Below are 25,323 nucleotides of genomic sequence, written 5' to 3' on the forward strand. Positions count from 1 at the left end.
ACTGTCTCTAGCGGCTGCGCACGGTGAAGCGGTCGATCACCAGCGCACCCGCGTCCAGTCGCAACCCGAGCGCCGGTGCCCACCCCGCGACCACCGCCGGATCGACGGCGGCCCCGATCGGTGCGGCACGCAGCAACGTCCACCGCTTCTCGTGCTCGTGCCAGCTGGTCAACCGGCCGTCCTGGACCACGACGGCGAGCCGATCACCCGGCGCCCAGGTCAGGCTCGCGCAGCACCCACCGGTGGCCTCGTCGCCCTGGCGAACTCCGCCGACCGTCACGTCGACGCCGGACGCCTTGCCCGCGTTGTTGAACCACGCCAAGGCGAAGTCGCGGTTCCCCGCGGTCTGGCCGAGGAAGAGGCTGTCCTCTGGCGCCGAACCCGCGAACGAACGCGGTTCGACGACGATCGCCGTGCCGCGGGCGTCACCGGTCACCGGCGCGACCAGCAGCGAACCGCTTCGACCGGTCCCGCTCGCGGTCAGCAGGCCGTCCGCGACCTTCAGCGACGGCGGAGGTTCGGCGAACGGACTGTCCACTCGATACGAACCGAGTCGGTCCGTTTCGAAGGTGTCGTCCCAGACGACTCCTGCGTAGTCGGCAGGGTCGAAGACGGTCTGGGCGGAGCTCAGCGCCGACGTTGCGCCGGTCGAACCAGAGCCGGATGCCGTTGCCAGCAAACGAATCGGGGCCCGTTCGCCGAGTGGCAGCCCGGCAGGTGCCGTGACGCGCCAGCGGGTGACCAGACTCCGGCCAGGAGCAAGGTGGGCCGCGGTTGCGGACGTCAACGGGACGGCGCTCCACCCGGACGGCACGGCGAGCGTGGCCCGTACGCCGCGCAACGGTTGCTGGGCAACCAAAGTCGTGGTCGTGTCGACCGCACCGCCGCGGACCGCCAGCTGGTCCGGCAGTGATGCGCGCAGGCCGCGGACAGCGGGCCGGTAGGACGAGAACGCCGTGATGCCGACCGCGCCGCCGTCACCGCGGCGCGGCAGGATTCGCACCCGGTCGGCGGTCAGCGCCGGTTGCACCAGGACGCGGTTCACCTGACGTGCCACCGGTTGCGCGGGACTTCGTTGCTGGCCCGGTATGTCGCGCCATTGGCCGTCGGGCGCGCGGTACTGCAGGTCGAACGTCGTCGGCACGCGCACGCCTCCCCCGTCGTCATAGAACGTGACGCGCAGGTCGGAGATCGGGGCCGGGGCGCCGAGGTCGACCTCCAGCCAGTCCGCTGTGTTGGGGCTGCCGTACGACGTCCAGCGCGTGCCGGGCACATCGAGGTGGAAGTCCTGGCCGTCGATCGCCTTCGTGGGCGGGTCGGCGCTGTAGCTGTAGGAGGCGCGGGCGGTGGGATAACCGGTGCGGCTGACGTTCGCGAAGTCGTCGACCAGCTCCGGCAGGTCCGCACCGGAGCGCGGCGGGATGGTCAGCCTTGCCCCGGCGAGCGTCGGCTGGGTGTGGCTCAACCTGCCGTCCAGCCAGACGCGCAGGCCGGTGCCGCGACCGTAGTGGCTGCCGTCGCGGTCCCAGACCACGGTGAGGTTGTGGCCGTGGTACGGCAGGTTCTCGACGGCGAAGTGGGTCCAGCTGTCCGGCACGAGCGGTGCGATCGAGACCGAGTTGCCGAGCTGCGGGCGGATGCCGAGCAGGCCGGAGAGCACGTTGTCGTTGAAGGTCGAGTGGTTGTAGTCCTCGCTGTGGCCCTTGCCGTCGTACAGCCAGCGGTTCTCGTCGGGGTGATGCGCCTCCGCGACGTACGGTTCGCCGTTCTTCCGTTGCGTGAGCGCATATCCGCGCAGCACCGCGAGGTAGTCGTCGCGGTCGACGTAGGGCTGGCTCGGGTAGTCGATGAGCAGGTTCGCCAACGCGGTCAGGGTCTGACTGGTTGCGTACGGCCAGCTCGGGCCGTTCCAGCGACAACACCCGTTGAGGGCGTCGCGCATGAACCACGGGCTGCGCCGCTCGGCGGTGGTCGGGCCGTAGGGAGCCGCGAACCCTTGCGGGTCGGTCAGTTGTGCCCACGCCGCGCTGTTCCCCGCCGGTGCCATGTGGAAGTACCACGGCACGAACCCGATCGACTCCCGGTCCGCGAGCTTCGTACGGCCGGGGTTGTCGTCGCGCATCACATGTTTGTAGAACTTGCCCGTGGCGTCCCACAGCCAGCGTTCCTGGTTCGCTTTGAGCGCCTCGGCAGCCTGGTCGAACTGGCGCGCGTTGGAGACATCCCCGCGTGCTTGGAACAACTGTGCGATCGCCCGCGCGTCGCCGTACTGGTAGGCGTTGAGCGTCGGCCGGTAGCCGTCGCCGCCGTGATAGGGATCCGGGCTCTGGTAGGAGCTCGCGGTGTACTCCATCGCGTCCCACACCGGCGTCTGCCAGTACAGCCCCAGTTCCTGGTTGAACTGCGGCGACCAGCGCTGCCACTGCCGGACCAGCTCCGGCAACCGGTCGGTGGCGAACCCGGCACGGCCGTCGACCGCGGCACGGGCGGCCACGGCGTCGGCGGCCCAGAACGAGTACTGGTGGGCCCAGTCGGTGGTGTTCTTGTTGAGGAAGTCGGTCGCGGGCTTCGGTCCGGAACCCGAGCCGCGCAGCCAGTAGTCCACGTAGTCGTCGAGGTAGCGGTGGTCGCGCAGCCAGCGGCCCTCGTACACGTGGTGCCCCGCCGCGGCGACGATCCCGCCGTTCGGCGCCGAGTAGCCGACCGGGCCGAGGAACTCCGACACGATCCACCCGTCCCGCGGGCCGGTGTACTTCAACGCCTCACGGTAGGTGCGCCAGCGGTAGTAGTAGGTGTCGCGGATCTCGCGGTCCGGCAGGTCGACGAACGGGATGTTCGCCTCGTACCAGGCCGGTTCCGGGACGTTGCCGAGCAGCTCGGCGTGGTTGAGGAAGTTCGTCCCGGCACCGACCGCCGGGTAGAGGCTCGGCGGAGCCTGCGCCACCGCAGGCCAGGCGGTCGAGACCACCAACGCCGCCGCCACGATCACCGTCGTCAACCCGCGCATCCGACCCCCAACGTCAGGTGATGTGCAGCATTGAAGTGGGAGCGCTCTCACAATGCAAGACCTTCGCCGAGTTGGGTGTGGTTAACGGCGTTTCGATCATGTGTTGGTGGTACTTGCATACGCCGAACAGCAGAGACGGAACGTGTTGCACGACGAAGGGAGCCTCCCCGTCACAAGCGACGAGAAGGCTCCCTCAGGGTCGTGCAGGACTACTTGATGTCGCCCTTGGTGACCTTGGGGGTCACCTCGTTCGCCGCCAGGTCCTCGGACTGCGCGGCCTGAGCCGGCATCGCCGCGGACTGGTCCGACGTGTACGCCGGGGCGTCCAGCAGGTAGTACTGGGCGTCCACCCGCCAGAAGATCCGCTGTTCACCGCTCGGGCTCGCCGCGAACGACGGGTCCATCGGCGCGGTGCGCAGCGTGTTGTCCCAGACTCGCCAGGTCGTCGAGCCGGGAGCGGTCTGGCCGCCGCGGTGCAGCAGGTTGCCGGTGTCGCGGATCGCGACCTCGACGATGCCGAACGCGTTCAGCACCACGCCGGGCGAACCGGTGAACTCCAGCGCGCCGCCGATGTTCGTCCACGCGGGGAAGCCGGACGCGCCTTCCCTCGTGGTGTACAGCTTGTTGTCCGAGCCGCGGCTCACCAGCTGCACCTTGCCGTCGTCGAACACGACCGCACCCGGCGTGCCGACACCGGTGATGCCGCCCGCGATCCGCTGCGCCGCCAGCGTGCCGTTGGTGAACTTCTTCACCGCGAGCGTGCCCGTCGGGTTGCGGTAGGCGATCTCGAAGCCGTCCGTGACCGGGAGGATGGTCATGTCGGACGTCATGTTGTAGTCAGTCGTGTACGCCGCCTTGCGCCACCCCTTGAACGCGCCGTCCGGGCCGAACTGCTCGGCGAACCACAGCTTGTTCGCACCGTCGAGCGCGAACGCGGTGAGCACCTTGTTCTTGCCCCGCGCCACGATCGGGTCCGTGAACAGCGCGCCGTTCAGGTCCTGAGGCTGGTTCCAGTCCGAGTCGAGGCCGCCCTGCCGCTGCATGTACGACCTGGCCTGCGCATTGGCGCCGCGGGCCGCCAGGACGAGCCTGTTGTCGTTCTGCTGCGCCAAAGCAGCCCGGCCGGTGAAGCCGGCACCCGTCATGCCCTGGAACATCATCTCCTCGGCACCGGGGATGCTCTGCCAGCCGCGGCGCAGGACGCCCTGGTCGGTGACGAAGGCGACCTCGAACCGGGACTTCGCCTGGTTGTAGATCATCTGCGCGCGCTCGCTCTGCGGTGCGGGCACCGAGGACGGCGGCGTGACCTTCTCCGGCGTCGTCAGCTTGCAGGAGTCGATGTCGGCCATGACCTCCTTGAGGCCGTCCCACCAGGAGATCCGCTTCTTCGGCTCGCCCTCCGCGGTGGTGGTGAAGACCTTGGCCGTGTTGTCGAAGCGGTACCACCAGATGTCGTTGCCGCTGACACCGAGGACCACGTCGCCACCGGGCGACAGGATCTGGGAGTACCCGTTCCAGCCCCAGCCGACGTTGCGCGCGTAGTCGAGCCAGCGGCGGTTCTTCCAGTCGTAGTGGAAGCGGTAGAGCGTGCCGCCGTCGATGTTGGGGTCACGCGCGTAGAGCACGCCGTCACCCGCGGCGAAGACCTGGTCGTACTTGCCCCAGCCGTCGTCGATGATCTGCTTCTGGGTAAGGGTGTTCGTCGCCTCGTCGAAGACGTGGAACTCCAGCTGGCCGGTCGCCACCGCCGCGTAGACGTGGTTGTTGCTGTCGACGGTCACGCGGTTGTGGTACGGCAGCTGGTCCCAGCCGCCCCATCCCGTCGCGGCCACCTTGCTGATGCCGCCGTTGTCCCAGCCCGTGCCGTCGATCCAGCGGTGCGTGCGGAACTCGCCGTCCGGCTCGATGAAGAACTTGTACCCCTTGGCGCCCGCCATGAAGCGGCTGCCGTTCCACCCGTTGCCGAGGTGCTGCGGCTTCTGCCAGCTCGTCACGCCGGTCTCGGGTTCGTTGTGCGCACGCATCCAGAGCTGGTCGTTGTGCTGGGAACCCCAGATCTTCGCGTTGGCGAGACAGTCCACATCGGACGCCATCTCGCCGCCCGTGCACGAGTCGATCGCGGGCGCGATCTCGTCCACACCGGTCCAGGTGGCGATCTGCGACTTCCAGTCACCGCTGGCGTTGAGCTCCCAGAAGTTGTACTTCGGCATGTAGCGGTACCACCAGGTCTCGCCGCCGGGGAAGGTGCCCCAGAGGATGTCGCCACCCGGCGAGGTGATCTGCTTGTAGCCGTTCCAGCCGTTGCCGACGTTGCGGTTCCACTGCTCGTTCTGCCACTGCTGGGTGTCGTAGTTGAACCACTTGCTGGTGGTCTCGTCGTACTTGAAGCGGTAGAGCGTGCCGCCGTTGACGTTCGGGTCACGCGCGTAGATCACGCCGTCGCCCGCCGCGACGATCTGGTCGTACTTGTCCCAGCCGCTGGCGATCACCCTGCGGGACAAGACCTTCGTGGTCTCGTCGTACTTGCTCAGCACGAGGTTGCCGCCGGACTCGGCACCGTAGATGTGGTTCTTGCTGTCGACCGTGACGCGGAAGTGGTACTGCGGGAGGTCCCAGCCGCCCCAGTTGCCCGCGATCAGCTCGCTGATGCCGCCGTTCTCCCAGGTGCTGCCGGTCCAGCGGTGCCGGCGCAGCTCGCCGTCGGTCTCGATGAACCAGATGTAACCGTTGGGGCCGGCCATGAAGCGCTCGTTCCAGCCCCAGCCGATGCCGTCGTCCGACGCCCAGTTGGGATACCCGTCAGCGGGGTAGGTCTGCTTGCGCAGCCGGAAGTCGTTGCTGTTCGCCATGCCGACGAACACGTTCGCGGTCTTGCACGACACCGTTTCCACGGCGTTGGCGACGTTGTTGCCGGCGGTCAGGATCGGCAGGCCGACGACCCCGACCATCGCGGCGAGTGAGATCTGCACCAGGCGTCTCCACGACTGGCGCGCGGGTCTGCTCATGACTCGAAGGCCCCCCAATCCGGACACGCCAAAGCACGCGCGGTTGCGCGTCCGGTAGTAGCTGACATCCCCCAGAGGATGCTGACGGAACGGTTTGTACCAGACGAAATAGCCCGAGTGGAATCCTGCGGACGAACCTCTCACTTCGCGCTTCCGTTACACAAAGTGACCAGACGCACATGCCTTGTGAAGTCGGCGTATCGGACTTTATGCTCCGATCCGCCTGCACGTTGAGGCCTTACTGCCTGGGGGAAGATCACTATGGTCGGCCGGAGAGCCGGGCGCTTCCGCGCGCCCAAATACTTGGTGCCGTTGCTGGGACTGTTGCTGACCGTCACACTCGTAGTGGGTGTCGCAGGTCCTGGGTTCACCTCCCTGCTGCCGTGGTTCGGCAACGCCGCGCGGGAGCTCGAGGAGCAGCTCGACAAGGCCCGCGGGCTGGCCGCCAAGCAAGACGGGAGCAGCCCCGACGGGCTCGCGTCCGAAAGCGACGGACGCGAGGGCAACCGCGGTCTGCCCGTCTCGGAGCAGTCCAAGTACGGCGCTCCCGAGTACAAAAAGGCCGGTGACGGCGCGCGCAACGCCGCGAAGGTCACCACCGGACCCACCACGCTCACCGGGTTCGACGCCAAGACCAGCGTCGAGGTCCCCGAGCAGCGCGGCAGGCACGAAACCACCTACCGCAACGCCGACGGCACGCTGACCACGCAGTTCAGCGACGGTCCCCTCAACTTCCAGCGCGCTGACGGCAGCTGGGCACCCGTCGACCCGGCGCTGGTCGCGGAGAACGGGCAGTGGCGCAACAAGGCCGACAGCGTCGACCTGCGGCTCGCCGGTGCCGCGAGCGCCCCCGATCTGGTCAAGGTCAAGCTGGACGACGCCCACGAGTTCGCCTACGGACTCGCGGGCGCGCGCAACGTCGCCGGCCAGCAGAACGGCACGACCGTCACGTATCCCGGTGTCGCCGACCACGCCGATCTGCGGGTCGAGTCAGCTCCCGGTGGTGCCAAGGAGATTCTCGTCCTGCACGACCGCGCCGCGGCTCGCACGTGGGACTTCCCGTTGCGGCTCAAGGGACTCACCCCCAAGGTCGTCGACGGATCGGTGACGCTCACCGACGCGGGCGGCCGTGAGCGGCTGCGCATCCCAGCCGGCTTCATGACCGATTCCGCCGGGCGTGCGGAGGGCACGGAGACGCCCCAGTCGCACGGCGTGCGCTACGAGATCGTCGACAACGGGCGCACTTTGCGAGTGTCGCTCGATTCCGCGTGGCTCGACGACCCCGCTCGCGTGTACCCCGTCCTCGTCGACCCCAGCGTGTTCGAGGGCGGTGCCACCGAGAGCAAGCGGATCCGGACCGGCGGTGGCGCGCCTGGCGCGAGCGAGCTGCACATCGGCCGCGACACCGGCGGCGGCAACAACACCGCGCTGATCAAGTTCCCGTCCGTCGCCCAGCGCCTGGCGAACCACAAGATCTTCGGTGCCTCGCTGCAGGTCGTGAACTACGACTCCACCACCTGCAAGGCGACCCAGGTGAACGTGCACCAGGTCGCCGCGGCCTGGACCAACACCAGTGGTCCCGACGGTGCCCCCTCCCTGGGTCCGGTCATCGGCGGTGCCGCGTTCTCGCACGGTTACATGTCCACCGGCCAGACCCGCTCGGCCTGTCCCGCCGCGCCCGAGCTGATCGCCCTGGGCGACGCCGGCACGGACATGGTCCAGTCGTGGGTCCACGGCACCGCCCCGGACAACGGCATCGCACTGCGCGCGGGCACGTACGCGAACACCAGTGGCTTCAAGAAGTTCACCGGTACGGCGTCGGCCAACCCGCCGAAGCTGTTCGTCACGCACAGCCCGTACGACGCCAAGTACGTGATCAGCCAGCCGATCCCCGACCCGCCGGTGACGAGCCAGCTGGACGGCAAGATCAAGGTCAAGGTCACCAACACCGGCGCGAACACCTGGGACGCGGGCTACAACCTCGCCTACAAGGTCTTCAACACGAAGAAGAACAACCAGCACGAGGGCACTCCCCAGGCCGCGACGCTGCCGCACGACGTCCCGCGGGGCGGCGAGGTCGAGCTCAACGCCACGATCGGGAAGCTGCCGATCGGCAGTTACGTCCTCGAGTTCACGATGCGCCACGGCACCAAGACCTTCACCGACGAACAGGTCGCGCCGGCGCGGATCACCCTCGAGGTCTTCAACATCCCGCCGGTCGTCACCGGCCAGTACCCGCTCGCCGGGCACAGCACCGAGACCCTGCAGCCGCAGCTGTGGGCCAAGGCGGAAGACCACGAGAACGACCCGCTCACCTACAAGTTCCAGGTCTGCGAGCAGGACGAGGCCGGCAACCCGGTCAGCTGCTTCGACTCCGGTGTCCAGCCGAACGTCTACTGGACCGTCCCCGCCGGCAAGCTGCGCTGGGACCGCGTCTACTACTGGCGCACCTTCGCGTACGACGGCAACGGGGAAAGCGAGGGCATCAAGTTCTCCGCGCTGATCACCTCGGTGCCGCAGCCGGAGGTCACCTCCCGGATGGGCAACGCGCCCTACACCGGCAACGGTCTCGGCTTCGACCCGATGGTCGGCAACTACACGACCGCCGCCGTCGACGCGGCGGCCGCGACCGTCGGCCCCGAGCTGAACGTCGCCCGCACCTACAACAGCCTCGACCCGCGCGGCAACCTCACGTTCGGCAGCGGCTGGTCGTCGCGCTACGACATGCGGGTCGTGCCGGACGCGGACGGCTCCGGCAACGTCGTCGTGACCTACCCGGACGGCCAGCAGGTCCGCTTCGGCCAGAACCCGGACGGCAGCTACACCCCGCCGCCCGGCAGGGCCGCGACGCTGACCAAGGTGGCGACGGACTGGAAGCTGATCGACAAGGACCGCACGGTCTACACGTTCCGCTTCGACGGCGCGCTGGTGTCCATCAAGGACAGTGCGGGCCGGCTGGTCGATCTCACGCACGACACCGAGGGCAGGCTGTGGAAGGCGATCAGCCGGACCAGCAACCGCACCCTGACGTTCGCGTGGACCGCCGACGGCAAGCACGTCGAGTACGTCCGCACCGAGCCGGTCGACGGCTCCCCGCTGGAGTGGAAGTACGTCTACGACAACGACCGGCTGCTGGAAGCCTGCAACCCGACGGGCAAGTGCACCCGCTACGGCTACGAAGACGGCTCGCACTACCGCAGCACGGTGCTCGACTCGCGGCCGGACTCGTACTGGCGTCTCGGTGAGGCCGGCGGCGCCGACGCGAACAGCCAGATCGGCGTCAAGCTCGGCAAGGACATGGCGAAGTTCGTCAACGTCGACCAGTCCAACCAGTACAAGCCCGGCGCACTGGGCGGAAGCGACGACCGCGCGGTCCACCTGAACGGCAACAGCTTCGTGCAGCTGCCGGAGAAGAGCGTCAACAAGCACCGCGACCTCTCGGTGGAGCTGTGGTTCCGCGGCACGTCCGCCGGTCCGCTGTTCTCCTACCACGACAAGGCAGTCGACCAGTCGCCCGGCGCGGGTGTGCCCGTGCTGTACGTCGGCTCGGACGGCAAGCTGCGCGGCCAGTTCTGGAACGGCGTGATCGACCCGATCACGTCGCTCGTGGCGGTCAACGACGGCAACTGGCACCACGTGGTGCTTTCGGGTTCGCTGGCCACCCAGACGATGTTCCTCGACGGCAAGGTGGTCGCCAGCCGCCAAGGGGTGATCGACCACCCGCGCCTCGAGTACGCCTACGCCGGCACCGCGTTCACCGTCGGGGCGTTCCCGGCCATCGCCGGTGGCCGCACGCACTTCACCGGTGAGGTCGACGAGCTCGCGTTCTACGCGCGCCCGCTCGGCGAGAACCAGGTGGCCACGCACTGGGCGGCACGCGAGCCCGGCGACCAGCTGACGTCGGTGCGCCTGCCGAGCCAGCGGGTCGCGGCGACCGTCAGCTACGACCACGTCCACGACCGCATGCGGGAGTACACCGACAGCGACGGTGGTCGTTGGCAGCTCGGTGTGCCCACGGTCGGCGGCGACGAGCGCAACATCATCCGCTCGGTCCGGATCGTCGATCCCGGCGGCCGTCCGCAGTACTTCGACTTCGACGGCCTCAAGGGCAGGCTCCTGCGGCAGGTCACGCCGATCGGCGCGGCCGCCAGGCCGGAGGACGTCATCGGCCGCGACTGCACGACGAACGCCGACGGGTTCGTCACCTGCTCCGGCCTCGTGGTGGCACTGGGCGTCCGGCTGTTCGGCTACGACGAGTCGGGCTTCCAGCAGACGATCATCGACGAGAACGGCGAGACGGCCACCCTCGTCCACGACGACCGCGGCAACCTCTCCCGCAAGATCAGCTGCCGGGAGGAGAACAACTGCCAGACGACCTACTACACCTACCAGGCTCCGACGGCGGACCCGACCGACCCGAAGACCGACAAGCTGATCGAGAGCCGGGACGCGCGGTCGTCCGGGCCGACCGACGACACCTACCTGACCCGGTCCGTCTACACCGACTTCGGTGATCTCCAGCAGGAGACGAACCCCGACGGCGGGTCGACGTTCCATACCTACACCGACGGCAGCACGTTCGCGTACGGCAGCACCACGGCGAAGGAGCCCGCGCGGCTGTTGAAGTCGACGTCCGACCCGCGCGGTTCGGCGACGATCAACAAGTACTACGCCAACGGTGACCTCGCGGAGACGACGTCCCCGTCCGGTCTGCGCACGGTCTTCACCTACGACGTGCTGGGCCGCAAGAAGACCGCGACCGAGTTCTCGGACGCGCAGCCGCAGGGCGTTCAGACGTCGTACAAGTACGACAAGCTCGGCCGCGTCACCGAGGTGACCTACCCGTCGACGAAGAACGCGGTCTCGGGTGCCACGCACACCGAGACGGCGAAGACCACGTACGACGACGACGGCAACACCACCGCCGCCGAACTGGTCGACTCGGCCGACCCCGGCAACTCGCGCGCGTCGACGTTCGAGTTCGACGACTTCGGCCGGATGATCAAGACGGTCGGCCCGGTGGGCAACGAGGCCTCGTTCGGTTACGACAACTTCGGCAACCGCACGTGGGCGGTCGACGCGAACGGCGTGAAGACCGTCTACACCTACACCGCCCGCAACAAGGTGGCCCAGGTGCGGATGGTCGGCTGGCACGGCAAGGCGATCACGCCGGGCGCCACCGGGTTCGAGCCGCTCGACCCGGACGATCCGCTGCCGGACCTGGTGCTGGAGTCCAACCAGTACGACCACAACGGCAGGCTGCTCATCCAGTCCGACGCGATGGGCAGGCGCACCGAGTACGACTACTACCGCGACGGCCTGGTCAAGGAGATCAAGGCCAGGGCCGACGGCGGGATCGAGACCGACCCGGTCACGATCCAGCAGAACACCTACGACGCCGCGGGCAACCTGGTCCGTCAGGTCGGGCTGGGCGGCAAGGTCGTCACGCACGAGGTCGACGCGACCGGCCGGCTGAAGTCGACCACGCAGGAACCGGACACCCTGCGCAGGCGCACCGACTACGCCTACGACCTGAGCGGCAACATCACCCAGGTCACCCGGACCGGCAAGCACTCCAACACCGGGCCGTTCGGCGCGGCGTTCGGCGAGACCGTCGAGTTCGAGTACGACGCGTACGGCAGGCAGGTCAAGGAGACCCTGCGCGGGCCCAACGGCCCGGTCGTCACGCGCAAGACCTACGACCAGCGCGACCTGGTGACGACCGTGACCGCGCCGCGCGGCAACGTGAGCGGCGCGACCGTGGCCGACCACACCACGGACTACCGCTACGACGAGCGCGGGCGGGTCATCTCCGTCATCTCGCCGCCGGTGACGGCGGAGGAGCACGGTTCGGCGCCGTCGGTGCAGAGGCCGACGACCATCACCGGCTACAACGCGTTCGGTGACGTGACCGAGGTGCGCAACGCGGCCGGTGGCGTCATGAAGATGGCGTACGACAAGGCGGGCCGCGCGGTCCGCACCGAGTCACCCGGTTACAAGGCACCGGGTTCCACCCAGACGACGGTCGCGACCGTGCTCGCCGAGTACGACTCGATGGGCCACCCCGTCAAGACGACCGATCCGTCCGGTGCGGCCATCTGGATGTACTACGACCAGCGCGGCCGTCTGGTGGAGAAGCGCGACCCGAACCCGGACGCGCCGGGCGAGGCGGGCGGCAGCTGGCGTTACAGCTACACCCACAACGGCGAGCTGCTGTCCACAACGGACCCGACGGGTGGCGAGAACCGCCGCACGTACGACCAGTTCAGCAGGCCGATCACCCAGACCGTGCTCGAACTTCGCCCGCAGCCGGCGGCGCACGAGACGAAGCTGGGCTACGACGCGGCGGGCAACCTGTCGACCGTCACGTCACCGAAGAACGAGATCACCCGGATCGGGTACGACCAGCTGGGGCAGAAGACCAGCGTCACCGACCCGGCCGGCGTGACGACCCAGTTCGGGTACGACAGCTTCGGCAACCAGGTGTACACGAAGGACGGCCAGGGCCGTGCGTCGTACCAGATGCTCGACCAGGCGGGCAACAAGACGCTGGACGCCAGCCTGAGCCCGACCGGCCAGGTTCTCCGCACCGGCAGGTACACCTACGACATCGCCGGAAACCTGCTCACCTCAACGGACGCGCTGGGCAAGGTCACCAAGTTCGCCTACGACGCGCTCGGCCAGCTCACCTCGCTGGAGGAGCCGGTCTCGGCATCCGAGTCGATCACCACGTCGTACGGCTATGACACTTCCGGCCGCCGCACTCGCGTGACCGACGGCCGGGGCAACCCGACGTTCTACACGTACAACGCGCTGGGCAAGCCGGAGTCGGTGATCGAGCCGTCGACCACCGCCCACCCGAACGCGGCCGACCGCACCTGGACCACCGCGTACGACGGCACGGGCAGGCCGACGGTGCTCACCGCACCCGGTGGCGTGACCAGGACCCGCACGTACGACGGTCTCGGCAGGCTGACCAAGGAGGCCGGCGCGGGCGCGTCGGTGTCCACTCCGGACCGTGAGATCTCCTACGACCTCGTGGGCCGTCCGACGTCGGTCAGCGCGCCCGGCGGGACCAACACCTACCAGTACAACAACCGGGGTCTGATGACCTCGGCGACCGGCCCGTCCGGTGACGCGTCGTTCGGCTACGACGAGGTGGGCAGGCTGACGTCCCGCACGGACGCGGCGGGCACCACGTCGTTCGGCTACACCCAGGGGCGCCTGGCGTCCGTGGCGGACGGCGTCACCGGTGGCGGGATCGCGTTCGGCTACAACGCCTCCGGCCGCGTCGAGACGATGAACTACGGCGCCGGCCGGGTGCGCACGTTCGGGTACGACGACCTGGGTCGCGAGACCTCGGACGTCACGAAGAACTCCACCGGTGGTGTGATCGCGTCGGTCGGCTACGAGTACGACCTGGCCGACCGCCTGAAGAAGAAGGTCTCGGCGGGCACCGCGGGTGCCGGTGAGCAGACATACGGCTACGACGACCTGGGCCGCATGACGTCGTGGACGTCCGGCGGCACCACGACCGAGTACGGGTGGGACAAGTCCGGCAACCGGATTCGCAACGGTGCCAAGACTTCGACGTTCGACGAGCGCAACCGCGTGCTGTCCGACGGCGACTACACCTACAAGTACTCGGCACGCGGCACGCGTGACTCGCGCACCAGCTCTGGCCACGAGGAGAAGTTCGACTTCGACGCGTTCGACCGCCTGACGAAGGTCGGCGCGGCCACCTACGCGTACGACGCGCTGGACCGCCCGGTGACCCGCGGCAGCCAGCAGTTCAAGTACGCGGGCATCGAGATGGACGCCGTCAAGGACTCGGACGCGACCTACGGCCGCGGCGTGTTCGGCGAGCTGCTGTCGCTGGCGTCCGGTGCGGACAAGCGCGTGCTGCTGTCCGACAAGCACGGCGACGTCATCGGCGGCCTGGACGGCGCCCAGGTCAAGGACTCCGCGTCCTACGACCCGTGGGGCAAGGTCACCGCTTCCGCCGGTACCAAGCGGAACGTCGGTTTCCAGGGCGACTGGACGGATCCCGACAGCGGCCACGTGAACATGGGCGCCCGCTGGTACGAGCCGTCGTCCGGTTCGTTCGTGTCCCGCGACTCGGTGGACCAGGGCGGCCCGGGCTCCGGCGGCTTCAACCGCTACGCCTACGGCGTCGGCTCACCGGTGAACGGCTTCGACCCGGACGGTCACGGCTGGTTCAGCGACGCGGTCTCGTGGGTCGGCGACAACATCTCGACGATCGGCCACACCGCTTTGGACGTGGCGGGCCTGGTGCCCGGCCTGGGCGAGATCGCCGACGGCATCAACGCCGTCTGGTACCTCGCCGAGGGCAACTACACCGACGCGGCCCTGTCGGCGGCGGGCATGATCCCGTTCGGCGGCTGGGGAGCCACCGCGGCGAAGTGGGGCAACCGCGGCTACGACGCCCTGCGCGGAGCCGACAACGTCCCGACCCCGCGCACGCCCGACGCCCCGCACCCGCGTCGCCCGGACGGCCCCAACGCCGGCAAGGGCCCGGACGGCATGCCGCTGAAGAAGGGCGACGTCCCCTCCGCCGGCAAGTCACTACCCGACCCGCGCAAACTGGCAGCCGAAGCGGCGGCACGCCAAGCCGCGGCGGCAGCCGCGGCACTGCAGGCGGCGATCCGCAGAACGGCCGCAGCCAAGGCGGCGGTCGCCAAGGCCGTCAAGTCCAACCCGATCCCGACCCTGAAGGCGGCGCTGAAGCCGCGCATCGCCAACGCCAAGAACATCATCTCGGCGATGCCCAACGCGCCGGCCCGCATCGTGCAGACGGTCGTCACCAACGTGCAGGACCTGAACAAGGTCTACGAGACGATCAAGACCGCGATGCTCGGCGTCGGCAAGGAGGTCGTGAAGGAGGCCGCGCAGGCCCAGGTGTCGGAGACCCTGACCATGATGGGGGCTCCGTATCTCGGTGACATCCTGGATCTGACGGGTGGCGGCAAGAAGAAGAAACGCACGCAGGATCGCGGCAAGAACGCGAAGCAGGACGCGTCGCAGGGCGCCGGGTGCCGCACTCCGTGGGCCCCGTCGAACAGCTTCGTGCCCGGCACTCTCGTCCTGATGGCCGACGGCTCGCGCAAGAAGATCGAAGACCTGCGCAAGGGCGACTACGTCCTCGCGTCCGACCCGACCACCGGGAAGTCCGGACCTCGCAAGGTCACCGAAGTCCGCACGAAGGCGTCGGTGCGGACCATGGTCGAACTGTCCGACTCGTCGGGCGGCAAGATCAAGGCGACCGACGAGCACCCGTTCTGGGTGGAGTCGGAGAAGCGTTGGGTCAAGGCGGTCGACCTCAAGCCGACGTATCGGTTCCTCACGGCTGACAACCGGTCCGCCGAGATCACCGGGACGCGGACGTGGAGCGGGCTGCAGAAGGTCCACAACTTCACGGTCGACGGGCTCCACACGTACTACGTGGCGAGCTCTCGGGAGGCCGCGCCACTCCTCGTCCACAACGACGACGACATCTGTGACACCACCGGTGTCACAGATGACGAGTTGCAGGCCGCCGCCGAGGCCATCCACGACGCGGTGACGGAAGGGAAGAGCCCGATCGGTGCCAAGATCGCGCACCAGCGCACCACGGTGGTGGCAGGAGAGCTCGACGGCGAGTTGGTCTACGCGGTGAACCGGAACAAGACTTCGCCCGGGATGCGGAGGGTTGCCGAGAATCTCGGCTTCCGCAGGATCTTCGGCAAGCGACTCACCGGGCAGGGGCAGACCGACGCCGAGCAGATCATGTTGAATGCCGAGCAGGCTGGAGAAGTGGGCAGCACCGGTAGAGTCGCACCGTCCAGGAAGGCGTGCGGACCCCAACGGCAAAACTGCAAAGACCGGGTCGACTCTCACCCTGGCATCAAGCTGATCGACTATCTCAAACCGCCCCGAATGTGAGTTCACGTGTTGCTGTGGGATGACGAAATTCGCGAAGTGCTGCCTCAGATCGATGATCTGTCGGCGGGGCAGCGCTTCGCGCTCTCGGTCCGAGCGATCAAGAACACCGTGACGTTCGACGAGGAGTTCGCGACCGAGTTGGAGGAAGCGACCGCCGGCTTCGTGCTGAGGTCGCTCGTCCAGGCGGACGAGGCGCTTGCCGCGGGGAGGACGTCGGTTTCTGTTCCGGAAGGGATCGAGGAGGAGGTGCACGCCATTCTCGACGCCGAAGAGATGGAGGGCGCCGAGCCGTTGGTGATGGCGGTGCTCAACATCTACGGCTACCCGGAGACCGGAATGGGCACTGAGCACGTCGCCGACCTGCTGTCCTCGTGTTACCAGTCGATCCTGGAACGACAGGACACCGATGTGGACACGCCGGAAGGGGAACGGGCGAACGCGAACTGCGTTCGGGCGATCCAGGAGCAGAAGGAACTGGTGAGGTCCTTCTCCGCGTGAGTCGGCTGCTCAAGCGCAGCGTTCGGGGCGCTCAGCACGCGGACGGTGATTGACCGGTGCTATGCCGGGGCGTGCCTTGTGACGAGGCACGCCCCGTCCTCGTTGGAGCCATGTCCGGCTCGCTGGAGGCACAAATGCCGCCCTGAAGCTCGCACCGTGCCTCACCAGGCTAGCGAGGCACGGCCGGACCAGGCAGATCATCCAAGCGCACCAGCTGCGCCCGCGGGTACTTCCGCCCCGCCATCGGCACCGGCGACCCGGTGAACGACACCGGCGTCCCGGCCAGCAACAACGTCAACCCCTCCGGCAGATCATCCCGGGAAACGAACCAGGACCCGCCGCGGGTGTCGGTGATGAACCCGTGCGACTGCCCGGACTTCCAGGTGGCCACAGTCCCCCGCCGACGCCCCCGAGGCGCACCGACCGGAGACGCCACCACCTCGGCAGACCGCACGAACGCCCGCTTCAACGGGTAGTCAGCGGCATCGGCGGGAGCGAACAACGCGTCGAACCCCGGCGTGAACGGCGTCGCGGCCCGCAGCGGTGCGGCGGTGCGCGGCGTCCACGCAGGCGGTTTGTCGACCGTCCGCACGTCCACGACCGGCACGATCACGTGCACGCCACGCCCGGTCAGCCGCGTCACGAGCGGGGCGAAGTCGGCGTCGCCGGTGAGCAGGACGACCCAGTCCAGCGGCACCGAGATCGCCCGGTCCCACGCCTCCAGGGCGAGGTGGACGTCGACGCCCTTCTCCTTGCCGCCGACCAGGGGCAGGTCGTGGCGGACGATCCCGGTGGCGGCCAGCACCGCGTCGAAGGAGGCGGCCGGCGTCTCGATGCGGCCACGGGCGTAGTGCGCCTCGGCGATCACGCAGTCGTCGAGCGGGCGGCCCGTTTCGGTGTGGACGTACCAGCGCAGCGCGTCGTGCAGGCCGTCGAGCGAGATCCGCGCCGCCCGCCGGTGGGCGGTGGCGTAGAAGTCGCTGAGGTAGGCGAACCACGTGCCGTCGTAGAACACGCCGATGCGGACGATCTTTCCCACCGCAGGGACCCTACCTGCGACGGTTCGAGGGCCGCACGCGGAGTGCGGCCCTCGAGCCCGTGGTCACACCGTGGTGCGGGTCCGTCGCCACGCGACCACGACGAGTCCGATCAGACCGAACAACGGGATGGTGCTGATCGCCCAGGACAGCCCCATCGGCGGCCCCGGCTGTTCCATCACCTGGAGGTTCTTCAGCTCACCGGTGGCCGGCCCGGCCGGCCCCTCGAGGTCGAACCGGAACGTCCACGTGCCCGGCGCGGGCAGCGCGTGGATGTCCAGGCCCCAGACGTCGCGTTTGCGGGGATGGCGTGCGAGCGGGGTGTCGTCCGGCTTGCCGTTGCCGCGGACCATGGTCAGGGTGCCCTTCTTGCCCGCGATGCCGTCCTCGGGCGCGAACGTGAAGTCCAGTGACTGCATGGCTTTGACGGGCCACGTGCTGAAGCCGACGGTCAGGTCGTAGGGCCCGGCCTGCACCTTCTCGGTGTGGACTACGTTCACCGGCTCGAACGCGAGCGCCGGGGAGGCGAGGCCGAGCAGCAGGAAGGCGGTGCCTGCGAGTCCCAGCAACGTTTTACGCATGGCGATCTTCCTTTGCTGGTGCGAGGTGGCGCAGCATCTGGCCGAACCGCCGGCCGAGCAGCGCGGCGCCGGCGCCGAACGCGGCCGCGAGCACGATGGTGGCGAGATACCTGCCGTTGAAGTGGAACGGGGCGCCGTGCACGAGGACGAGTTGGAGCGGACCGCAGGCCGCGATGAGCGCGCCGCCGAGAGCGCCGGGGATCCACGCGGGCAGCCTGTGCAGCAGCTCCACCGCGACCGCGACGACGATCAGGCACATCGGGATCGCGTTGGGCAGGCCGGGGATGCCGTCGGCGTAGTCGCGCAGGGGCAGGCCGGAGGCGTCCGCGTAGACCCTGGCCGCCCACGGCGAGAACCACCAGAACACCGCCTGCAGCGCCGCCACCGTCACGCCGGCGGCGAGCGCGCCGCCTCGCCGGTTCAGCGCGTGGGCCGCCATGAACAGGATCATCACCGAGGTGAACGCCGTGCCCGCGGCGACCGGGTTGGCGAGACCGTCCGGCACCGCTCGCAGGCCGAGCACGGTCACCATGCTGAACACCAGCAGCACGGCCGCCGTGCCGACCACGCCGTAGGCTCCCCAGCGCTGGTCGCGCGCCACCGCGAAGATCATGACCGCGCCGACCATCGTGATCGAGATCGACAGCAGCAGGCCGATGTGCGGCGGCGACTCGATCACGGCGTCGAAGCCGTACAGGCCGTGCCACCACTGGTCCCACAGGCCGTAGACCAGGAACAACGCGGCGCCGGTGCCGGAGATCAGGTAACCGACGGGCGCGGCGAACGTACGGCCGAAGACGCCGACCGCGCGGCCGCCGACGATCGGGTCGACCACCCGGTCGCGCTTGGCGTTCGCCGTCGTCAGCAGCACGACCACGAGGCTCGCGATGCCCGAGAGCGCACTGCCCGCGTACAGGAACAGGTGCGGCATCGTGAAGAACGTGTCCGGCCCGACGTCCGAGTGCCACTGGATGTCCCACGTCAGGCCGATGAGCGAGAGCATCGTGCCGCCGAGCACGAAGTTCGCCGGGACCAGCCCCCTCGGGACGACGAACCTCGCCGGCGTCACCGCCGTCGCTGTCAGGTCCACTGATCCACCCCTTTCAGTTGAGCAGCAACGGGATGACGACCCGTTCCGCCATGAGTGACACGGTGATTTCCCATTGCCCGGCCATCAGCAGGTCGACGTTGCCGACCGAGTAGTGGCCGGGCGCCGACGGCCCCGCGGTGATCGGCGCGAGGGCGTGGCCCATCTGCGGCATCGCCGGTTCGACCGTCACCTCGCCCTGTGCCGGGTTGCCGGACCGGTCGGTGACCCGCAGGTCGAACGAGTTGCTGCCGGACTTCGTGCTCGCGGGCGTGAGCACGAATCGGAGTCGCGCGCTTTCCGCGAGGTGCGGCTGTGCCTCGACGCTGCGCGGCCACACCACCACCAGCGCGCCGACGAGCGCGACCACGCCGGCCAGAACGCCCACCACGTGACGCTTCACTTCTCGGAAACCCCCTTCGCCGCGGGAACGTCGACGACCGTCGGCACCGTGACGACCCGGTAGTCCCGTTCGACCTGGATCCACACGAAGTACTTGCCCGGCAACGGGAACGAGTAGACGAACGGCACATCCGGCCCGTACGCGGCGACGCTCTCGTCCGGCTTGTCGGGCATGCCCGGCGTCGGCGGGATCATCGAGTGCACGTGCGCCCAGATCGGCGCACTCACCGGGCTTTCGGTCACCGGGCCGACGACGATCATGTGGCCGAGCATGCCCAGCCACGGCTGCAGGTCCCGCTCGCCGAAACCGGCGGTGATCGTGCTCGGCCGGCCCGCCTCCCGGATTTCCGTTGCCAGGTCGGCCTTTCCTTCGTTCGGCAGAACAGCTGTCGTACCGGAAACGGCGACGCTGGACCGCAGCAGCTGCACTCCCCCGCCGCGCCGGGCGATCTCGGCGGCGACGGCGTGCGTGCCCTGTTCCGGAGTCCGCAGGCGGGCGCGGTACTCGCCCGGTGCCGTGCGGATCGGGTGCAGGTGCCGGAGGTGCCCGGACGGTGACACCACCACGAGGTGGAGGAACGCGCTGTCGTGCACCAGCAGGTCGTCGACCGGCCGGCCCGACGCGCCGTCCGTCAGCCTGAGCACGAGGTCCTTGCCCTCCATGCCGGGCACGAGGTTCACCGGCGGGCGTGAGAAGTCCACTGTGGACGTGCGCTGGTACGGGTCGTTGATGTTGTCGTACGTCGGATCCAGCTGCGTGCCGGGCGCCGCGATCGGCGGAATGCTCGGCGACAGCAACGCCGCTGTGGCAGCGACGGCCACCGCCGCGACCACACCCGCCGTCGGCACGAGTGCGAGACCGGGCCTCCCGATCACCGCCAGCAGCAGTGCCACGAACAACAACACACCGGCCGCGATGAACCCGCCGTAGGTCGCGTTCTCCCACGGAGACGGCACCAGCGCCGGCACGACGAACGGGATGGTCGCGTCGTCGACCGCCAGCTCCCACGGACCGGGCCGGTCGACCTGCACGACACCCGAGTAGAAGCCGGGTTCTCCACCCAGCAAGACCTTGGTGGTACTCGTCGCGGCACCGGCCGCCCGCGCGGTCAGCGTGATCTCCCCCGGCGGCGAACCGGCGTGCGTGACCACGTCGACGTGCACGGGCCCCGGCACCTCCGCGACCCGCCGGATGATCACCGTGAGGTCGCGGTCGCCGAGCGTCTGCGCGACGTGGACGTCCGCGCCGGACTGGGCGCCGTCGGCGAGTGCCGGGCCCGCGATCCCCAGGATCGCCCCCAGCGTGAGCAGCAAGATCGAGACGCTTCGCTTCATCGTGGCCGAACGTAGCGATCACGACGGGCCCGGATCGTCACTGCCGCGGCGGAAATCGGGTCCCCCGCGCGGGGGATTTCCCACCCCTGAGAAGGAGGACGACCTCAGGGCGGGGATGCGGCAGGATTCACCCCGATGGATCCGGTCAAGCTCTCCCTCAAGCACCAGTCGTGGCTGGTCGCGGCCGTGTGCATGGTCGTGGACGGCGGCTTCGTGCTGCTCGACGGCGAACCGCCGTGGCAGACCGCGGTCGTTCTCGTCATGACCCTGGCGGTGGACGCGATGCTCGCCGGTCCCGCCAGGCTGTCCGGCTGGGTCGCGGCGGCTCAGGCGGCCGTCCCGGTGATCGTCCTGGTGTCGTGGAGCAACGGCATCGACGCCAACGACGCCGGCCTGCTGATCGCGGGCTACCGCGCGGGAGCCTGGCTGCGCCGCGCACCGGCGTTCGCGTCGCTCGGCATGCTCTCGGCCAGCCTGGTCTTCTGCACGTACACCATGGGCGGCGGCCCGGCGGCCGCGGTGCTCGTGGCGGGCAAGGGCGCGGTGCTGCCCTGGCTCGTCGGCCGCTACACCACGGCCCGCCGCGCCTACCTCGCCGAACTGGAGAAGCGCTCGGCGATGGAGAAGGCCGACGCCCAGGCGTCCGTCACCAAGGCGGTCACCGAGGAACGCAGTGCGATCGCGCGCGACCTGCACGACGTCATCGTGCACCACGTCAGCGCGATAGGCCTGCACGCCGGCGCCGCCCGCCTGGGCCTGCCCGCGGGCAACGCGCCGCTGGAGAAGTCGCTGCGCTCGGTCGAGACCTCCAGCCGCGCGGCCATGGTCGACCTGAGACACCTGCTCGACCTGCTGCACGGCGACAAGCCTCCCGGCGCGCGGCAACCGGGCCTCGACAACGTGGACGAGCTGCTCGAGGGCGTGCGTGCGGCAGGCACCCCCGCACGACTGGAAATCCGCGGATCCTCCCGCGAAGTGCCGGAGTCACTGGACATCACGGTCTACCGGATCATCCAGGAGATGCTCACGAACGCCCTGCGCCACGGCGACGAGTCCGGCGTGACCGTGACGCTGGACTACGCCGAGGACGCGCTCACCATCTCTGCCTCGAACCTCGCCGGCCCCGGCAACGGCCATTCGGGCTCGGTCCGCCGAGGCCTGGTCGGCATCCGCAACCGCGCGGCCATGTTCGCCGGCGCCACCCGGTCCGGTCTCGAACCCGACGGACGCACCTGGCGCACCGTCGTCACGTTCCCGCTGGAGGCGTCATGACCCTGTCGGTGCTGCTGGCCGACGATCACGCGATGCTGCGCTCGGGCATGCGCGCGATCTTCGACACCCAGCCGGACCTCGAGTGCGTGGCGGAGGTCGCGGACGGCCGTGCCGCCGTCGCCGAGGTCGCCCGGCTGCGGCCGGACGTCGCCGTGCTGGACATCCGGATGCCCAAGCTGGACGGCCTGGGCGCGACCGAGATGATCCTGTCCGATCCCGCGAACCGGACCAAGGTCCTGCTGCTGACCACCTACGACACCGACGAGTACGTGTACCGGGCCCTGAAGGCCGGTGCCAGCGGGTTCCTGCTGAAGTCGTTGCCGCCCGAGGAGCTGATCTCCGCGGTCCGGGTGGCCGCCCGCGGCGACGCCCTGATCGACCCGTCCGTCACCCAGCGGTTGATCGCGCGCTTCGCGGTCAGCCTCGCCCCGCCGCCGACGCCTCCGGAGCTCGCGTCGCTCACCGCGCGGGAACACGAGGTCCTGCTGCTGGTCGCGGCCGCGCACAGCAACGCCGAGATCGCGGCCCAGCTGCACGTCGGGGACGAGACCGTGAAGACGCACGTCTCGCGCATGCTGGCCAAGCTGGGCCTGCCGGACCGGGTGCACGCCGTCGCCTACGCGCACATCAACGGTCTTGTGCGGACACCGGGACAGGGCCGGTAGTCCAGAAACCGCAGTGGTGTTCGGCGGCTAAGTCGACAGGGCCGATCCTGTCGGGCGCGAGCGACTGCACGTACGGCTCGCCGCGGGTGAACCGAGGCCAGTCACGCCCCGGTGAGCCGCCACCTGACCTCCCCCACCGGCGGCGCAGCGTACGGGATGCCGTTGAGAACCCGCGTACCACCACTGGATTGTCCTTGCACTGCACCGTGTTCGGTCCGGACGATCGGACCGTCCGCGGCGACCGCGACGGCCGAGCCCGCCAAGAGCCCGGCCGCCAGAGCGACGACCACCGAACGTTGACAACCACCACCGCCACAAGTCAGCGGCGGTACACACCGAACTCGTACATCGAGTAGCCCCAGCCGGTTCCGCGCTGCGTTGCGTGCACCCGGACATATCGCCCGGAAGCGGTCACGTCGATCGAGTCCACTCCCCCGTCGCCGGATGTCGTGCCGTACACCGACCGCCAGCCGTTGCCGTCGTCGGACACCTGGATCTCGTACGCACGACCGAACGCGCCTTCCCACACCAGCTGCACGTGCTGGAACGTGGTGACCGCGCCGAGGTCGACGCTGAGCCACTGCGGGTCCGCCCAGTCGCTGGCCCAGCGCGAACCGGCGTTGCCATCGGTCGCGTTCGACGGCGGGAAGGGGGCACCGTCGCCGACCTGCTGGTACGACGAGGCGGTGGCGGGCTTGCCCTGGGCCACGTTCACGCCGTCCGGGCGCGGTGCCACGACCCGCACGGACCTGGTCTCGATGCCGATGTTGCCGCGACCGTCCTCGGCCATCACGTAGACCTTCCACACCCCGAGGCGGTCGGGTGCGGTGACCGTGAGCCGGTTGCCGTTGACCTGCACGGGAGTTCCCGCGAGGCCACCGCTGTTGTCGACGTACTTGGAGTTCCACGCGGCCGACCACGCCAGCGGATCACCGTCGGGGTCGGACGCGGCCACGTCGATGGTCAGCGGAGCGCCGGCCGCGACGGACGTCGGCAGGTTCATCGCCGAGATCACCGGTGGGGTGTTGGCGGGTGTGGAGCCGCCGAACGCGCGTTGCACCGAGTAGAACGACAGACGCTTCTTGCCCGCCGGGGTCAGGTTGAACCACACCGCGCCGAAGTCGTACTCGGTGCCGTAGTGGAACAACGTGCCGCCGAAGGACACGCCGGCGTGGCCGACGATGCAGTTCCAGGCCAGGGTGTAGCCGTCGCGTTTCTGCACATCAGTGGGTTCGGAGGGCACGCCGTTCACGTCGTTCGGCACTTCCCACTCACCGGCCGGGCCGGCCTCGGTCAGGATGTACGGCTTGGTGTAGCCGCCGGAGATCCAGTCCTGGCGCACCTTGCAGACGTTGCCGTAGGAGTTGACCGCGTACAGGTCGAGGTCGGGCGTGTGCGCCTTGAGGTAGACCCACGCGCCGGTCCACGCGTCCGTGTTCGTGACGGGGTGGTTGGTGTCGATGGCGTGGATCGCTCGCGCGGCCTCGTTCAGGTAGCGCGCGTAGGCGACGCGCTGGTTCTCCAGTTCGGTGCCGGAGTAGCAGTTCTGCAGGCCGAGGATGGACTCGTTGCCGACGTTCCACATGAGCACACCGGCGTGGTCCTTGTAGGCGGTGACCCACTGCCGGATCGTGTTCAGCATGTCCGTTTTGTACTGGGCATCGGTGACGTAGTTGACGCAGCCGCCGGAACCGGGACCGCCGCCGGGCTGCAGCCAGAACCCGCTGATCACGCGCAGGCCGTTGGCGGCCGCCGCATCCAGCAACGGGCGGGTGGACGCGTCTGTGCCCCAGGTGCGCAAAGTGTTGGTGCCCATGGACTTCAGCTCCGGCATGTACCGCGCGGCGTCGGCGGCGGGCGGGCCCCAGGTCAGCCCCTTCACCGACCACGGCCGACCGTCGACGGTGAGCTGCCAGTTGCCCTGCGAACCGGTGACGTGCACGCCTGTCGGCGCCACCGAGCCCTGGGTGCCGAACACCCGGAACTCCCACAGCGAGATGCCGTAACCGTTGGCGCGCTGGGTGGCGTGCACCCGAACGTACCGGCCGGTGCCGTTGACGTCGTACGCCTGCTTGCCACCGGTCGCACCGGTCACCGTGCGGACGGGCTGCCACGCGTCGCCGTCGGCCGAGACCTGGATCTCGAACGCCGTGGCGTACGCGCCCTCCCAGTCCAGCTCGATCCTGGTCACCGCGGACGACGCACCGAGGTCGACGCTGAGCCACTGCGGGGCGCTCCACTCGCTGGACCAGCGGGTTTCGCCGTTGCCGTCGACCGCGGCCGAGGCGGGCGTACCGGCGCCCTCGGTCGACGATGCCGCGGCGGGCTTGCCTTGAGAGAGCAGGGCCGGGGCGGCGTTCACCGGTCCCGGTACCACGAGAAGTCCTGCGAGCACGGCGGCCACCGTGCCGATGATGCGGACGCGAACCATCGCGCCTCCTGCCACAGGTAGGGGTGAAATGCGTGGAGAGCGCTCTCACAACCCTGCCGAC

Annotated in this window: 12 protein-coding genes; 4 read left to right on the plus strand and 8 right to left on the minus strand. The window is 69.1% G+C overall.

Annotated elements, in window-relative coordinates:
- Nucleotides 1-7: 7 nt before the first annotated feature.
- Both ACWGE0_RS21770 and ACWGE0_RS21775 read right to left on the minus strand, forming a co-directional pair.
- On the minus strand, nt 8-3,007 hold the full coding sequence (locus ACWGE0_RS21770) for an MGH1-like glycoside hydrolase domain-containing protein (protein ID WP_452262712.1): 3,000 nt from the start codon (nt 3,005-3,007) through the stop codon (nt 8-10).
- Between the two features lie 209 nt (nt 3,008-3,216).
- The gene (locus tag ACWGE0_RS21775) at nt 3,217-5,976 is read right to left on the minus strand and encodes a tachylectin-related carbohydrate-binding protein (RefSeq protein ID WP_452262713.1); all 2,760 of its coding nucleotides are present in this window, start codon (nt 5,974-5,976) and stop codon (nt 3,217-3,219) included.
- 297 nt (nt 5,977-6,273) lie between these two features.
- Here ACWGE0_RS21775 and ACWGE0_RS21780 point away from each other — a divergent pair, with 297 nt between their 5' ends.
- Nucleotides 6,274-15,954: a LamG-like jellyroll fold domain-containing protein gene (locus tag ACWGE0_RS21780; RefSeq protein ID WP_452262714.1), complete on the plus strand. Its 9,681-nt coding sequence runs from the start codon at nt 6,274-6,276 to the stop codon at nt 15,952-15,954.
- Nucleotides 15,955-15,990: 36 nt separating this feature from the next.
- Nucleotides 15,991-16,452: a hypothetical protein gene (locus ACWGE0_RS21785; RefSeq protein ID WP_452262715.1), complete on the plus strand. Its 462-nt coding sequence runs from the start codon at nt 15,991-15,993 to the stop codon at nt 16,450-16,452.
- 169 nt (nt 16,453-16,621) lie between these two features.
- Here ACWGE0_RS21785 and ACWGE0_RS21790 read toward each other — a convergent pair whose 3' ends face one another.
- The 5 genes from ACWGE0_RS21790 to ACWGE0_RS21810 form a co-directional block, all read right to left on the minus strand.
- A complete protein-coding gene (locus tag ACWGE0_RS21790) occupies nt 16,622-17,491 on the minus strand; it encodes an NYN domain-containing protein (RefSeq protein WP_452262716.1) in 870 nt (289 codons plus the stop codon).
- A 63-nt stretch (nt 17,492-17,554) separates the two neighbouring features.
- Nucleotides 17,555-18,070, minus strand: a complete 516-nt coding sequence (locus ACWGE0_RS21795) for a hypothetical protein (RefSeq protein ID WP_452262717.1) — start codon at nt 18,068-18,070, stop codon at nt 17,555-17,557.
- Entirely contained in the window at nt 18,063-19,160 is a 1,098-nt protein-coding gene (locus tag ACWGE0_RS21800; RefSeq protein WP_452262718.1) for a hypothetical protein, read from the minus strand. Before ACWGE0_RS21800 ends, ACWGE0_RS21795 begins: the two co-directional genes overlap by 8 nt.
- A 13-nt stretch (nt 19,161-19,173) precedes the next feature.
- Entirely contained in the window at nt 19,174-19,560 is a 387-nt protein-coding gene (locus ACWGE0_RS21805) for a FixH family protein (protein WP_452262719.1), read from the minus strand.
- Entirely contained in the window at nt 19,557-20,894 is a 1,338-nt protein-coding gene (locus ACWGE0_RS21810) for a hypothetical protein (protein ID WP_452262720.1), read from the minus strand. The genes ACWGE0_RS21805 and ACWGE0_RS21810 overlap by 4 nt, the downstream gene beginning before the upstream one ends.
- 135 nt (nt 20,895-21,029) lie before the next feature.
- Here ACWGE0_RS21810 and ACWGE0_RS21815 point away from each other — a divergent pair, with 135 nt between their 5' ends.
- Both ACWGE0_RS21815 and ACWGE0_RS21820 read left to right on the plus strand, forming a co-directional pair.
- The gene (locus tag ACWGE0_RS21815; protein ID WP_452262721.1) at nt 21,030-22,166 is read left to right on the plus strand and encodes a sensor histidine kinase; all 1,137 of its coding nucleotides are present in this window, start codon (nt 21,030-21,032) and stop codon (nt 22,164-22,166) included.
- Entirely contained in the window at nt 22,163-22,831 is a 669-nt protein-coding gene (locus ACWGE0_RS21820; RefSeq protein ID WP_452262722.1) for a response regulator, read from the plus strand. Before ACWGE0_RS21815 ends, ACWGE0_RS21820 begins: the two co-directional genes overlap by 4 nt.
- 319 nt (nt 22,832-23,150) lie before the next feature.
- Here the strand turns inward: ACWGE0_RS21820 and ACWGE0_RS21825 are convergent, their stop codons facing one another.
- Nucleotides 23,151-25,262: a discoidin domain-containing protein gene (locus ACWGE0_RS21825; RefSeq protein ID WP_452262723.1), complete on the minus strand. Its 2,112-nt coding sequence runs from the start codon at nt 25,260-25,262 to the stop codon at nt 23,151-23,153.
- Nucleotides 25,263-25,323: the final 61 nt, after the last annotated feature.

It is taken from the genome of Lentzea sp. NPDC054927 (assembly GCF_053610285.1).

Bases quoted from the DNA above. Each gene is read 5' to 3' on its own strand.
- ACWGE0_RS21810 (WP_452262720.1), bottom strand. From the start codon at position 20,894: ATGAAGCGAAGCGTCTCGATCTTGCTGCTCACGCTGGGGGCGATCCTG.
- ACWGE0_RS21820 (WP_452262722.1), top strand. From the start codon at position 22,163: ATGACCCTGTCGGTGCTGCTGGCCGACGATCACGCGATGCTGCGCTCG.
- ACWGE0_RS21795 (WP_452262717.1), bottom strand. From the start codon at position 18,070: ATGCGTAAAACGTTGCTGGGACTCGCAGGCACCGCCTTCCTGCTGCTC.
- ACWGE0_RS21770 (WP_452262712.1), bottom strand. From the start codon at position 3,007: ATGCGCGGGTTGACGACGGTGATCGTGGCGGCGGCGTTGGTGGTCTCG.
- ACWGE0_RS21825 (WP_452262723.1), bottom strand. From the start codon at position 25,262: ATGGTTCGCGTCCGCATCATCGGCACGGTGGCCGCCGTGCTCGCAGGA.
- ACWGE0_RS21815 (WP_452262721.1), top strand. From the start codon at position 21,030: ATGGATCCGGTCAAGCTCTCCCTCAAGCACCAGTCGTGGCTGGTCGCG.
- ACWGE0_RS21780 (WP_452262714.1), top strand. From the start codon at position 6,274: ATGGTCGGCCGGAGAGCCGGGCGCTTCCGCGCGCCCAAATACTTGGTG.